Raw genomic sequence first — 14,262 nt, 5'->3', positions numbered from 1 at the left:
ATAACGCGCAATTTTCGCTAACTGACCGCCATCAGCGAGCTGGCGACGCCGGGCACGGGCTCGCCGTACCACACCGCTTCCCGCACCGGGACCGGTTTGGTGATAAGCCCGAGGGCGTAAAAGCGATCGGCGATGGTCTGCTGGGCGCGGATCACCGACAGATCCATCGGCCTTGGGCGATGGCTACGGCGGGCGAGGGCGATGCGCAGCGACCGGGCGTCAATCCCCAGCTCTGCTGACAGTAAGCGGGCCGCTTCGCCACGATGCGAGTCGATAAACTGCCCGGTGTGGGTCAGCTCCGTCAGCAGGCGGCGCATGATATCGCCGTGCTGAGCGAGATAGTCCCGTCGCGAGAGATAAAACTGATGGTTGTTGACCCGTCCTTCGCCGCTGGCGACCACCCGCAGCTCGCCGGTGTGTTCGGCGTCGCTGAGCAGCGGATCCCACATCATCCAGGCGTCCACCGCCAGATAGTCGCTGGCGGTCAGCGGGTATTTCGGCGGGGTATAGACCACCCGCACGTCGTTCAGCCCCAGCCCGGCGTCCTCGAGGATCTGCAGCAGCAGCCAGTGGACATTCGACCCTTTATTGAGGGCGATGCGTTTTCCGCGCAGATCGCTGAGCTGGCGAATGTCGCTCTCCTGCGGGACGACCATCGCCACGCTGCGCGGCGCCGGCGGCTCCCATGCCACGTACATCAGTTCGCTGTTGCTGGCCTGGGCGAACACCGGCGGCGCTTCTCCGGTGGTGCCAAAGTCGATCTCGTTGCAGGCGAGGGCGTGAAGGAGCTGCGGTCCGGCGGGAAACTCGCTCCACAGCACGTTGACGCCGAGGCTGGCGAAGGCGGTCTCCAGACTCTGGCGGGCTTTCAGGATCCCGAGGCTGCCGAAGCGCTGGTAGCCAATGCGCAGCTCGCGATCGGCCCCGGTCGCGCTGGCGAACGCCCGCGGCGGCGCAGGCGGACGGCGGCGGCTTTTGATCAGTCCGAGGTTAGCGAGCTGGGTGCGTAAGGTATGCCGACTGATCCCTAACAGCGCGGCCGCCTGGCTCTGATTATCGTCGCAATGCGCCATGGCGTGGCGGATCAGCGCGCTGGTCACCCGCTGCCACAGCGGCTCGCCGGGAAGCGCCAGCTGGTGGCGAATAAAGTCGTCCAGTTCATGATCGCTCGCCGGCGACGGGGCGTCGTTGAGCGTCGCCAGGCGCAGCTGGGCGGGGCTAATCTCCTCTTCTTTACTGAGCAGCACCGCGTTGTGCAGGGTGTTTTCCAGCTCACGAATATTACCCGGCCACGCATAGTCCATCAGCCGGGCCAGCGACTCCGGCGCCAGACGCAGGGTTGGCCGGCCGAGGCGGCGGGCATAGAGCGATAAAAAGTGGTGCGCCAGCTGCGGGATATCCTGCCGACGCTGGCGCAGCGGCGGCAGCGGCACTACCGCGATATTCAGCCGATAGTAGAGATCTTCGCGAAAGCGGCGCTCGCGGATTGCCTGGGCCAGGTCGACGTGAGTGGCGGCAATCACCCGAACATTCACTTTAATCGCTTTGCGCGAGCCGACGCGGGTAATTTCGCGCTCCTGCAGCACCCGTAACAGCTTGACCTGCAGGGGCAGGCTTAATTCGCCGATCTCGTCCAGCAGCAGCGTCCCCCCTTCCGCGGCTTCAAACCAGCCGGGCTGTCCCTGCTGCGCGCCGGTGAAGGCGCCTTTCTCATGGCCGAACAGTTCGGCTTCGGCAAGGCTCTCGGTTAGCGCGCCGCAGTTAACGGCCAGAAACGGCTGCTGGCGGCGGGGACTGTGGTGATGGAGATAGCGCGCCACCACCTCCTTGCCGGTGCCGGTTTCGCCCACGATCAGCACGGTAGCCTCCGTCGGCGCGAGCTTGTCCAGCAGGCTCTGGAAAGCCTTCGATGCCGGGTCGATCAGCGCGGGCGCGGTGGAAGGGGATTCTGGGTTCAGCATAGCGGGCCTCCGGTCGTTGACCTCCTGAACTTATCCTGCGGCGGCGGCGGAAACCAGAGGGGGAAAGGCCGACGGCTGTTGCAAATGCGCCAGCGGATGCGCGGCGGCTGCGGGATTTGCAACAGCACGACGCGCGTGGGATGTTTTCAATTCCTTGATTTTAAAAATGTAATTTTTTATTCACCATTGGCATGATTATCGCTAACACTCATATAACCAAATTAAAACTTCTCTTCGATAAATATCGGATATGGTTATATAGGAAATAGATAATGACGCAGCAAGTTCCCGACAAGATCAATGTCTTCTGGTTCTTACCTACCCATGGCGATGGCCGCTATCTGGGCACCACCGAGGGTGGACGTCCGGTCGATTTACCTTATCTGCAGCAGGTGGCGCTGGCGGCCGACAGCCTGGGTTATTACGGCGTGCTGATCCCCACCGGTAAAAGCTGTGAAGATTCGTGGCTGGTGGCCTCGGCGCTGGCGCCGTTGACCCGCCGTCTGCGCTATCTGGTGGAGGTCAGACCGGGTCTGCAGCCGCCCACTCTGGCGGCGCGGATGGCGGCCACCCTTGACCGTTTATCGGAAGGACGGCTGCTGATCAATGTCGTCACCGGTGGCGACCCGGTGGAAAACAAAGGCGATGGCATCTTTCTCAGTCACAGCGAACGCTACCAGGTGACTCGCGAATTTCTCGACGTTTACTCCCGCCTGCTGCGCGGGGAGAAAGTGGACTATCACGGGGAGCATATTCATGTCGAGGGGGCGGAAGTGCTGTTTCCGCCGGTACAGGAGAATGGCCCGCCACTCTATTTCGGCGGCTCTTCTGAGGCGGCTATCGATGTGGCGGCCGAACAGATCGACAGTTATCTAACGTGGGGCGAACCGCCGGAACTGGTGGCCGAGAAGCTGGCGGTGGTGCGCGAGCGCGCCGCGGCCCGCGGGCGCACTCTGCAATATGGCATCCGTCTGCACGTCATCGTGCGCGAAACGGAAGAGGAGGCGTGGGCCGCCGCCGACCGGCTGATCGCCCATCTTGACGACGACACCATCGCTCAGGCGCAAAAGATCTTCGCCCGTATGGACTCGGCTGGCCAGGCGCGGATGAGCGCCCTGCATCAGGGATCGCGCGACAATCTGCGTATTGCCCCTAATCTGTGGGCCGGCGTCGGGCTGGTGCGCGGCGGCGCGGGAACCGCGCTGGTGGGTAATCCTCAGCAGGTGGCGGAGCGCATCCGCGAATATCAGGCGCTCGGCATCAGCAATTTTATCTTTTCCGGCTACCCGCATCTGGAAGAGGCACACCGCTTCGCTGAGTTGGTGATGCCTCTGCTGCCGCTGGAAAACGCGGCCTCGTCGAAGGCGCGCAGCGTGAACACCGGTCCCTTTGGCGAAACCATCGGCGGCGATAAGCGCCCGGTGCGCCAGGCCAGCGCCAGCTGATGGCCAGGAGCGCGACCATGAGACAGCATACCGGAGGAGGGCGGCGATGAGTGCAGAACCGCATATCGTGATTATCGGCGGCGGCTTTAGCGGCGCGGCGGTGGCGATTGAGCTTCTGCGCCTGGCGCCGAACGGGGTGCGCGTGACGCTGCTGGAGCCGCGTCAGACTCCCGGCGCCGGGGTAGCCTACTCCACCGCGGAGCCGACGCACCGGATTAACGTCCCGGCCGCCCGTATGCAACTGACCGGTGATGAAGAGGGCGCCTTCGATCGCTGGTACCGCCGTCAGCCTGCCTTTGCCGCCGATGCGCAGGCGCTGCGCCCGGACGGTTCCGTCTACCCTCAGCGCGGCCAGTTTGGTCGCTATGTGGCACAGCGTTTTTCCGACGCCGCGGCCGCCAGCGGCGGACGGCTGCGCCACCTGCGCGATCGGGCGTTCGCTTTTGATCAGGGGACGGTTCGCACCGAGGGTGGACTGCAGCTTAAGGCCGACCTGCTGGTGCTGGCGATCAGCCATCCACCGCCTTCGCTGCCGGCGCAAGCCGAAGCCTGGCGTCACCATCCGGCGCTGATTGCCAACCCGTGGCAGCCTGGCGCGCTCGACGCCATCGCCCCGCACGCCCGGGTGGCGGTGATGGGCACCGGATTAACCATGGCCGATACGGTCGCGACGCTGGACCGGTTGGGCCACCGCGGCAGTATCATCGCCTTTTCGCGCCACGGCCTGCTGTCGCGCGGTAACCTCAGCGGCGCGGGGGCAGCATGGCCCGGCGACTATCAGCAGGGCAACTTGCGCCAGCGCCTGCGCCAGATCCGCCTCGATGTGGCGTATGCGGCGCAGCAGGGCCTGAGCTGGCAGGTGGTGCTGGATGCGGTCCGCCAGCAGGGGCAGCGGATCTGGCAGGCGCTCAGCGTCGCCGATCGCCAGCGTTTTCTGCGCCATCTGCGCCATTACTGGGATGTCCACCGCTACCGCGTGGCGCCGCAGGTCGCCGAGGTGCTGGAGGCGCGCCAGCGCACGGGCAGTCTGCAGGTGCAGGCGGCCAGGCTACTGTCGATGAGCGCTGAAGGCGAGACGCTGCGTCTGACGCTGGCGCGGCGCGGCGGCGGCGTGCAGACCCTGAGCGTCGATCACCTGATCCTGACGACCGGACCCGCGCACCGTGCCCTAACCGACAGCCAGCCATTTTTACAGGACCTTGCCCGCCGCGGCCTTATTCGCGCTGATGCTCTCGGCATGGGCCTGGAGGTGGACAGCCGTTCCCGGGCAGTGGCTGATCCGCAGGTTGAGGCGCCGCCGGTGCTGGTGGCCGGTCCGGCCGCCCGCGGGCGTTTTGGCGAACTGATGGGCCTGCCGCAGGTAGCCGACCATGCCGCTGAGGTGGCGGCGCAAGCGTTACTCACGCTCGGGATCCCGCAGGACTCCCGATGTCCAGCGTACTGAATACCCCCCTTTACCTTCCCTGATTCATTTTGACGCGTGCGCCCCGGCGACGGGCCGCGCTATGGAGATTACTATGTCATCACAACGTGAAATTCGTCTTAACGCTTTCGATATGAACTGCGTCGGCCATCAGTCGCCGGGCCTGTGGGCGCATCCCCGGGATCGCTCCTGGCAGTATAAAGATCTGGAGTACTGGGTGGATCTGGCGCGACTGCTGGAGCGCGGCAAGTTCGACGGGCTGTTTATCGCCGACGTGCTTGGCGTCTACGACGTGCTGAACGGCAGCGGCGACGCGGCGATCCGCCAGGCGACGCAGGTGCCGGTCAACGATCCGCTGGCCCTGATCACTCCGATGGCGCTGGTGACGGAGCATCTGGGCTTCGGTCTGACCGCCTCGCTGTCGTTTGAGCATCCTTACCCCTTCGCCCGTCGTCTGTCGACGCTCGACCATCTGACCAAAGGGCGGGTGGGCTGGAACATCGTCACCTCCTATCTGGAGAGCGGGGCGCGCAATATCGGCCAGCAAACTCAGACCGACCACGACACCCGCTATGACTATGCCGATGAGTATTTGCAGGTGATCTACAAACTGCTGGAGGGAAGCTGGGAGGACGGGGCGGTGCTGCGCGACAGAGAGCGCAAGATCTTCAGCGATCCGCGGAAAATCCATCCCATTAACCATCAGGGACAGTTCTTTTCCGTGCCTGGGATCCACCTCTGCGAGCCATCCCCGCAGCGCACACCGGTACTGTATCAGGCGGGAGCGTCCAGCCGCGGCAAACAGTTCGCCGCCGGCCATGCCGAATGCGTCTTCGTCGCTGCGCCGTCGAAAGTGCTGCTGAAGAAGACGGTGGCGGATATTCGCCGCCGGGCGGCTGAGGCCGGGCGCGATCCGCACAGCATTCTGATCTTCAATCTGCAGACGGTAATTGTTGGCGACACCGACCGCGAGGCGCAGGCGAAATGGCAGGAATATAAGCAGTACGTCAGTTATGAAGGCGCGCTGGCGCTGCTCTCCGGCTGGACGGGGATCGATTTCGGCCAGTATCAGCCGGATCAGGTGCTGAAGTATCTGCACACCAACGCCATTCAGTCGGCGGTGGAGGCCTTCTCCACTGCGGACCCGAACCGGCAGTGGACGGTGCAGGCCCTGGCCGACTGGGCAGGTATCGGCGGCTTCGGCCCGCTGGTGGTCGGCAGCGCGCAAACCGTGGCGGACGAACTGCAGTCCTGGGTCGAAGAGACGGATGTCGATGGCTTTAACCTTGCCTATGCCGTCACCCACGAAACCTTCCGCGACGTCGTCGAGCTGCTGGTGCCAGAGCTGCAAAAGCGCGGCGTCTTTAAGCAAGAGTACCGTGAGGGGACCCTGCGCGAAAAACTGTTCGGCGCCGGCCCGCGTCTGGCCGCGCCTCACCCGGGCGCCAGCTACCGACGCGATGCGCGCACGGCGGCATCGGTAGAGGAGAAGGTGACATGATCGCTATCGATGATCTGCATAAAAGCTACCGCACGGCGGATGGCCGGCTCAGCGCGGTGCTGAAAGGGCTGTCGCTGCAGGTGCCTGAGCGCTCCATCACCGCGGTGGTGGGGCCGAGCGGCGCCGGTAAATCAACTCTCGCGCGCTGCATCAGCCTGCTGGAGCGCCCGGACAGCGGCAGCATTCGTATCAATGGCCTGGATCTGTCGGTGCTGTCCGGCGAGGCGCTGCGCCGGGAGAGGCGGGCGATTGGCACCGTTTTCCAGTCTTCGGCGCTGCTGAGCCGCAGGACCGCCTGGGAGAATGTCGCCCTGCCGCTGGCGTGGCTTGGCGTGGTGGAGCGCGATATCAAGGCGCGGGTCGGTGAGCTGCTGGAGAGCGTCGGCCTGAGCCACAAAGCAGATGCCTGGCCGGCCCAGCTCTCCGGCGGCCAGCGCCAGCGGATCGCCATTGCCCGCGCGCTGGCGCTGCGCCCGTCCGTTCTGCTGGCGGATGAAGCCACCTCCGGCCTCGATCCTCAGGCCACGGCCTCGGTGCTGACTCTGCTCAAGCGGCTGCGTGATGAGTACCAGTTGGCGATCGTCCTGATCACCCATGAAATGGACGCCGTGCGCTCGGCGGCGGATGCGGTGGCGGAGATCCGCGACGGGACGATCGTCCAGTACGGGCGGCTCGAAGATCTACTGGCGCGTCCCGATTCCCTGCTCGGCCAGCAGCTGTTGCCGCTGACGCCGGCGGCAGCGGCCCACAGCGATTTGCTGCTGCGTCTGAGCTACCGCTGGGATGTGCCGGTGGCCACCGACTGGATCAGCCGCCTGAGCCAGCAGTGGGCGCTGCAGATCGATCTTCTTGGCGGCCACGTCGAGGTGATTAACGGTCGGCTGGCCGGTCGTCTGCAGGTTGGAGTGCGCTTTCAGGGCGAACGCCTGTCGCCCGCGCGGCTGCAGGGCCTGCTGGCGCAGCTCGGCATGACGGCGGAGATCCTCGACAGCGCGCCGTTGCTCAGGGAGGCGGTATGAAACCGACAGTCATCAGCCAGGATACCCCCTGGAGCGAAATCCCTTCGCTGCTGCTTCCCGCCTATGGCGAAACCTGGCTAATGGTGGCCATTGTGATGCTGTTTGTCGTCACGCTGGGAGGGCTGGTGGGGGTGGTGCTATTTAACGCCTCGCCGCGGGGATTATTTCCGCACGCACTGCTGTACCGGCTGCTGAACTGGGTGGTCAACATGGGACGTTCGCTGCCGTTTCTGGTGCTGATGGCCGCTATTATCCCGTTCACTTACTGGCTGACCGGCACCACGATTGGCATCCCCGCCGCGGTGGTGCCCATGATCGCCGCCGGCGTCCCGTTCTTTGGCCGTCTGGTGGAGAACGCGCTGCGCGAGCTGCCGGCGGAGGTCACCGCGGTGGGCGTCGTCTGCGGTGGATCGCGCTGGCAAATCATTGCCAGCGCGCAGCTCAGTGAAGCATTGCCGGCGCTGGTGGCGGCGGTGACGCTAAACCTGGTCTCGATGATCGAGTATTCGGCTATCGCCGGGACCATCGGCGCCGGGGGCATCGGCTACCTGGCCGTGGTGTACGGCTATCAGCGCTTCGACAACCACATCATGATCGCGACGATCGTGGCCCTGATCGCCACGATCCAGGTGATTCAATTTTTGGGTGACCGCCTGGTCAACCGTTTACGCCACACGCAGGGGAACCTTGTATGACAACAGAGCAATTTGAGTTACGTAAAGCGCGGCGCTGGCCCTGGCTGGCGGCGCTGGCGGTGATTATCCTGCTCGCCATCGCTTTCTGGTGGTGGCGGGGACATACCCAAAGCCAGCAGGTGGTCTTCGGCAGCACGTTAAAAATTCACTATGAGCCGGCGATGGCCGGCGAGCAGCGGATTATTGAATATATTAATCAGCATATTGCGCCCGATTACGGCCTGAAGCTGGAGGCGGTGGGGGTGCAGGATCCGGTTCAGGCTGACCGCGCGGTAGCGGAAGGACAGTATGCCGGGACGATCTATCAGCATCAGTGGTGGCTTAAACAGGTGGTGGACGCCAACGGCTTTGCGCTGTCGACTACGGTGCCGGTGTTCCAGTGGGCGTTCGGCATCTATTCCGACCGCTACTCGTCGGTACAGGCGTTGCCCAACGGCGCGACCATCGTGGTGCCTGACGACGGCGCCAATCAGGGACAGGCTCTGTGGCTGCTGCAGCGCATTGGTTTGATCTCGCTCGACCCGGCGGTAGAGCCGCGCACGGCGAAGCTGAAAAATATTGTCGACAACCCGCATCAGTTTGTCTTTAAAGAGCTGGATCTGCTGACCATGCCGCGGGCGTTAAATTCGGTGGATGCCGCCATCGGCTATGTCTCGCAATTTGACGCCGGGAAAGTGCCGCGTGAGAAAGGTATTTTATTCCCGCCGGCGCCGCGCACCTTTGCTTCGCAATTAGTGATTGGTACGCCGTATTTATCGCAGGAAAATATCGTCAAATTAAAACAGGCCTTTTCTGACCCACGGATCCAGACGTGGTTAAAAACCACCAACGATCCGCTGGTAAAAGACGTATTAGTTCCGGTATCGGCGGAATAAGCGTCCTGCACGACGTCTCTTTTCGTTGTTATTTACTTCCTTTTAGGATGCGCGAAAGCGCGTCCTTTTTGTGCTGGTGATTTTAATTAACTTATTGATTATATTGATTTTTATAGTATGAATTGTTGTTTTGATTCTCGCCGCTCGAGGTTTATAACCGCTGATGACCTGCACAAAATAATAAGGTGAAAAAATGAGTACATTACCAGTGGATAATCCCGGTATCGCTTCGGTACCGGTCAGTAGCGTCGGGGATGTGGCGCGGCTAATTAATTCCGGCAGGGAACAGGCGAAATATGCGCGGATGATTGTCTTCCTCGCGCTGGGCGGCGTTTTTCTCGACGCGTATGACTTAACCACGCTCTCTTACGGTATTGATGACGTCGTGCGTGAATTTCAGCTCTCGCCGCTGCTGACCGGCCTTGTGACCTCCTCCATTATGGTCGGGACCATTGTCGGCAATATTATTGGCGGCTGGCTGACCGATAAATATGGTCGCTATTCGGTGTTTATGGCCGATATGTTCTTTTTCGTTATTTCGGCTATCGCCGCCGGGCTGGCGCCAAACGTCTGGGTGTTGATTGGCGCTCGCTTCCTGATGGGCATCGGCGTCGGCATCGACCTGCCGGTGGCGATGTCCTATCTGGCCGAGTTTTCCCGCTTTGCCGGCAAAGGCAACAAAGCGGCTCGCCTCGCGGCGTGGTGCCCGATGTGGTACGCCGCCTCAACCGTCTGCTTTCTTATTATCTTCGGTCTCTATTTCCTGTTGCCGCAGGAGCATCTTGACTGGCTGTGGCGCGCCTCCCTGCTGTTCGGCGCCGTGCCGGCGCTGCTGATTATCGCCGTCCGCAGCCGGTTCATGAACGAATCCCCGCTGTGGGCGGCGAACCAGGGCGATCTGACCTCTGCGGTGCGCATCTTACGCGACTCCTGGGGGATCCATGCCCATGAGGTCCCGACGGCGAAACCGGCGCCGGCGCCGAAAGTGAGCTTTCGCGTGCTGTTCGAAAAACCCTACCGTGAGCGGACTATCGTCGCCGGGGTGATGAATATCTGTATCTCCTTCGAGTACACGGCGATTGCCTTTTTCCTGCCGTCAATTCTTGCCCAGTTTCTCGGGGCTGGCGTCTTCGAAACTATTTCGGCATCACTGGGGCTGAACGCCCTGTTTGCCTTTACCGGCGGGCTGCTTGGTATGCATCTGGCGTGGAAATATCCTTCGCGTCATGTGGCGATAGCCGGCTTTGCCCTGCAGTTTGTGGCGCTGATTGTGCTGGCGCTGGTGGGGCAACCGCACGCGACGGCAGGCATCGTACTGGCCATCGCGATGCTGGGACTGTGGCTGTTCGCCGAAGGATTTGGCCCGGGGGCGCAGCTGATGATCTACCCGGCGCTCTCCTATCCCACCGCCATTCGCGCCACCGGGGTCGGTTTCAGCCGGGCGCTTTCCGGGATCGGCAGCGCGCTGGCGCTGTTTATTCTGCCGCTGCTGCAGGCCTCGCTCGGCACGCAGATGTTCTGGGTGGTCTCGCTTGCCGCCATTATTCCCATTTTCTTCCTGCTGGCGGTCCGTCATGAACCGACACGAGAAGATATTGACGCAATTCATGAATAAGGAACCGACTATGACCTTGCTCTCCACTGGCACCGATTATGACGCGCTGGCGGCCGCCTTCCGCCCGATATTCACCCGCATCGCCCAGGGCGCCGCGGAACGCGAACAGCAGCGCGTTCTGCCCGAGGAGCCGATCCGCTGGCTGAAAGAAGCGGGCTTCGGCACGCTGCGTATCCCGCGCGAGAAGGGCGGCTGGGGTGCTTCGCTGCCGCAGCTCAGCGCGCTGCTGATTGAGCTGGCGCAAGCGGATTCTAACCTGCCGCAGGCCCTGCGCGCGCACTTTGCTTTTGTGGAAGATCAGCTGAATCAGCCGGATTCCGCCGGGCGCGACCGCTGGTTTCGTCGCTTCCTTGACGGCGAGCTGGTGGGCAGCGGCTGGACGGAGATCGGCGCGGTTAAGCTGGGGGAGGTGAACACTCGGGTGACGCCGGCAGAGGGCGGCTGGCGACTCGACGGCGAGAAGTTCTACAGCACCGGCGCGCTGTACGCCGACTGGATCGATGTGTTTGCCCGGCGCAGCGATACCGGTGGCGATGTGATTGCCCTGGTCAGCACCCAACAGCCCGGCGTGGCGCGGGAAGATGACTGGGATGGCTTTGGCTAGCGGCTGACTGGCAGCGGGACCACCCGCTTCACCGACGCCCGGGTGGAAACCGACCACGTCTACGACTTTGCCCAGCGCTTTCGCTATCAGACCGCCTTCTATCAGCATGTGCTGCTGGCGACCCTCGCGGGCATCGGCCTGGCGGTTGAGCGGGATGCCGCGCAGGGCGTCAAACACCGGTCCCGGATGTACAGCCACGGCAACGCCGCCGTACCGCGCGATGATGCCCAGGTTCTGCAGGTCGTTGGGCAGATTAGCAGCTGGGCATGGGCGACTCGGGCCGCGGTCCTGCAGGCCGCGGAATCGCTGCAGCAGGCCTATGTGGCGCACGTCAGCGACGACGAAGCGCTGATCGCCCGGCGCAACCAGCTGGCGGAAGTGGAAGCGGCGCAGGCGCAGGTGATCGCCAGCGACTGGATCCCGCGGGCGGCGACGGAGCTGTTCAATGCCCTCGGGGCGTCGGATACGCGTACCCGTCTGGCGCTGGACCGTCACTGGCGCAATGCGCGGACGGTCGCCTCGCATAATCCGGTGATTTACAAGGCGCGCAATATCGGAAACTGGCTGGTGAACGGTGAGGCGCCGACCTTCATCTGGCAGATTGGCAATGGTGAGAAAACGGCGGGATAAGTCCGTCGGCGACGGGGGGCGCAATGCCTCCCGCCGCCGGGAAAACTAAGGTTTATCCAGCGACCAGGTGGCGCTGCGTACGTCGACTTTCACCGGCAGCAGGCCGATGCGCGTAAAGGTATCCGCCAGCGCCTGCTGTTCGTTATACACCGCCGGCGTCATGCGTTCAGCGCCGTAGGGCAGGCGGGCCAGGGTCTTCAGCCAGATGGCTTTATCCAGCCCGGTTGAGGTCGACAGGAGGCCGGCGGCCTCGTCCTGATGGCTGTTCGCCCACACACTGAGTTTACCCAGCTCATCCACCACCTGTTTTGCCGTCTCCGGGTAGGTATCCGCAAACTTACGGCTGGCGAGATAGAAGGTGTAGTGCGGCACCAGCCCCTCGGCGTTGCTTATTTGTCGGGCTTTCGCGTTGGTTTCCACTTCCGCGAGGAACGGATCCCAGATCACCCACGCATCAATCGCCCCGCGCTGGAAAGCGGCGCGGGCGTCCGCCGGCGGCAGATAGACCGGGGTGATGTCTTTATAGCTGAGGCCCGCTTTTTCCAGCGCGGCGACCAGCAGGTAGTTGACGTCGGACCCCTTGTTCAGCCCCACGCGCTTGCCCTTCAGATCGGCTACGCTGCGGATCGTCGACTGCTCAGGGACCACAATCGCTTCCGTTTTTGGGTTAGCGGGGGAGTGGGCAAGGTAGACCAGATCGGCTTGCGCCGCCGGGGGAAAGGCCGGCGGCGCATCGCCGGTGGCGGCCAGATCGATACTGCCGACGTTGAGCCCCTCCAGCATTTGCGGACCGGCGGGGAATTCGACCCAGCGGACGGCAATGCCCTGTTTTTTCAGGCTCTCATCCAGGGTGCCGCGATATTTCAGCAGCGCGAAGATGTTCGCCTTTTGATAGCCGATGTTGACGGTCTCCGGCGCTTTGGCCAGCGCGGAGGCGGAAAGGGCGGCGAGGACCAGCAGCCAGGCGGGGCGGAATCGGTTGGACATTGTCTGTTCTCCTTAGCGTTTTGCGTAAGGTAACAAACAGCGCTTATAACCATTAAATAACTAAATTTTAATTGATATAACAAAAGGTGGGTGAGAGGGCCCGCCGCGGCGACGCGTGGCGGGCCAGCAGGTTAATCGCAGGCGACAATCTTCATCGCCAGACCACCGCGGGAGGTTTCCCGGTACTTGGCGTTCATGTCTTTGCCGGTTTCGTACATGGTCTCAATGACTTTATCGAGGCAGACGCGCGGCTCGCTGGTCCGGCGCAGCGCCATTCGCGCGGCGTTGACCGCTTTCACGGCGGCGATAGCGTTGCGTTCGATGCAAGGCACCTGCACCTGGCCGGCGACCGGGTCGCAGGTCAGACCGAGGTTATGCTCCATGGCGATCTCTGCCGCGATGCACACCTGGCCCGGGCTGCCGCCCAGCAGTTCCGCCAGACCGGCCGCCGCCATTGAGCAGGCGACGCCCACTTCACCCTGGCAACCCACTTCGGCGCCGGAGATCGAGGCGTTCATCTTATACAGCGAACCAATCGCGCTGGCCACCAGCATATAGCGGGCCAGGGAGTTGCTGTTCACCTTGCGGATAAACTTGTCGTAATAGGCCAGCACTGCCGGCACGATACCGCAGGCGCCGTTGGTCGGCGCGGTTACCACCCGGCCACCGGCGGCGTTCTCTTCGTTCACCGCGAGAGCGAACATATTGATCCAGTCGACCACCGCCATCGGGTCGCTGTTGGTGGTGTCCTGGCTCACCAGCATGCGGCGCAGCGCGGCGGCCCGGCGCGGAACGCGCAGTTTGCCCGGCAGGACGCCTTCGGTGGTAATGCCGCGCTCAATCCCGGCGCTCATCACTTCCCACACCGCGGCGAAGTGTTGCTCCAGTGCCTCTTTACTGTGTAGCGCCAGTTCGTTCTGCATCATCAGGCCGGAGAGCGACAGCCCGGTTTCGCGGCAGTGACGCTGCAGGTCGGCGGCGTTTTTATAGGGGTAAGGGACGGCCACCGGCGCGTCGGTGGTCTGGCCGAAGTGCGCTTCATCGACGATAAAGCCGCCGCCGATGGAGTAGTACGTCTGGCTGTAGAGCACCTGGTTGCCGGCCAGGGCGGTGATGCGCATGCCGTTTTCATGCAGCGACAGGTTGTCGGCATGGAAATTCATGCACTGATCGACCGGGAAGTCCACTTCGTGCTGGCCGTTGGCCAGCATCAGGCGACCATGGGTGTTAACGTCCTGAATAAATCCCGGAATGGCGTCAATGTCGACGGTGTCCGGCAGGTTGCCGGCGAGCCCCATGATAATCGCGATATCGGTATGGTGGCCTTTACCGGTCAGGGAGAGGGAGCCGTAGACGTCGACGACGACTTTGCTCACCTCGGCCAGCAGGCCGCGCGCGATCAGGTCGTCAGTAAATTGTTTGCCCGCTTTCATCGGTCCAACGGTATGGGAGCTGGAAGGGCCAATGCCGATTTTAAAGATATCGAATACGCTGATCATATGTATTC

The 14,262-nt window shown here is 62.9% G+C and carries 10 protein-coding genes and 1 pseudogene; 8 read left to right on the top strand and 3 right to left on the bottom strand.

From position 1 onward, the window contains the following. Positions 1–17: 17 nt before the first annotated feature. A complete protein-coding gene (locus ABLU50_RS18140; RefSeq protein WP_053810009.1) occupies positions 18–1,961 on the bottom strand; it encodes a sigma-54-dependent Fis family transcriptional regulator in 1,944 nt (647 codons plus the stop codon). Positions 1,962–2,233: 272 nt separating this feature from the next. Between ABLU50_RS18140 and ssuD the strand changes: the two genes are divergently transcribed. From ssuD to ABLU50_RS18100, 8 genes and pseudogenes are all read left to right on the top strand, one after another. Beyond that, positions 2,234–3,406: an FMNH2-dependent alkanesulfonate monooxygenase gene (ssuD, locus tag ABLU50_RS18135; protein WP_323083818.1), complete on the top strand. Its 1,173-nt coding sequence runs from the start codon at positions 2,234–2,236 to the stop codon at positions 3,404–3,406. A 46-nt stretch (positions 3,407–3,452) separates the two neighbouring features. Continuing rightward, positions 3,453–4,850, top strand: coding sequence for an FAD-dependent oxidoreductase (locus tag ABLU50_RS18130; RefSeq protein ID WP_069602516.1), 1,398 nt, complete (start codon positions 3,453–3,455; stop codon positions 4,848–4,850). Positions 4,851–4,923: 73 nt separating this feature from the next. Further along, positions 4,924–6,330, top strand: a complete 1,407-nt coding sequence (locus ABLU50_RS18125) for an LLM class flavin-dependent oxidoreductase (protein WP_023319027.1) — start codon at positions 4,924–4,926, stop codon at positions 6,328–6,330. Continuing rightward, the gene (locus ABLU50_RS18120) at positions 6,327–7,349 is read left to right on the top strand and encodes an ATP-binding cassette domain-containing protein (protein WP_023319026.1); all 1,023 of its coding nucleotides are present in this window, start codon (positions 6,327–6,329) and stop codon (positions 7,347–7,349) included. The genes ABLU50_RS18125 and ABLU50_RS18120 overlap by 4 nt, the downstream gene beginning before the upstream one ends. Beyond that, entirely contained in the window at positions 7,346–8,044 is a 699-nt protein-coding gene (locus ABLU50_RS18115; RefSeq protein ID WP_017899192.1) for a methionine ABC transporter permease, read from the top strand. Before ABLU50_RS18120 ends, ABLU50_RS18115 begins: the two co-directional genes overlap by 4 nt. Beyond that, the gene (locus tag ABLU50_RS18110) at positions 8,041–8,919 is read left to right on the top strand and encodes a MetQ/NlpA family ABC transporter substrate-binding protein (protein WP_004205538.1); all 879 of its coding nucleotides are present in this window, start codon (positions 8,041–8,043) and stop codon (positions 8,917–8,919) included. Before ABLU50_RS18115 ends, ABLU50_RS18110 begins: the two co-directional genes overlap by 4 nt. 193 nt (positions 8,920–9,112) lie before the next feature. Beyond that, entirely contained in the window at positions 9,113–10,534 is a 1,422-nt protein-coding gene (locus tag ABLU50_RS18105; protein ID WP_017899191.1) for an MFS transporter, read from the top strand. A gap of 10 nt (positions 10,535–10,544) precedes the next feature. Continuing rightward, positions 10,545–11,768 (top strand): annotated as a pseudogene (locus tag ABLU50_RS18100) (acyl-CoA dehydrogenase family protein). 45 nt (positions 11,769–11,813) lie between these two features. On the opposite strand, the gene ABLU50_RS18095 reads toward ABLU50_RS18100, so the two are convergent. Both ABLU50_RS18095 and ABLU50_RS18090 read right to left on the bottom strand, forming a co-directional pair. Further along, entirely contained in the window at positions 11,814–12,755 is a 942-nt protein-coding gene (locus ABLU50_RS18095; RefSeq protein ID WP_348864915.1) for an aliphatic sulfonate ABC transporter substrate-binding protein, read from the bottom strand. Between the two features lie 131 nt (positions 12,756–12,886). Continuing rightward, complete coding sequence (locus ABLU50_RS18090) at positions 12,887–14,254, bottom strand: L-serine ammonia-lyase (protein WP_087833243.1); 1,368 nt, start codon at positions 14,252–14,254, stop codon at positions 12,887–12,889. Positions 14,255–14,262: the final 8 nt, after the last annotated feature.

The organism is Klebsiella sp. GG_Kp173 (genome assembly GCF_040062415.1).
In the GTDB taxonomy this organism is placed as follows: Bacteria; Pseudomonadota; Gammaproteobacteria; order Enterobacterales; family Enterobacteriaceae; genus Klebsiella; species Klebsiella quasipneumoniae.
This window is presented reverse-complemented; position numbering and strand designations above follow the sequence as displayed.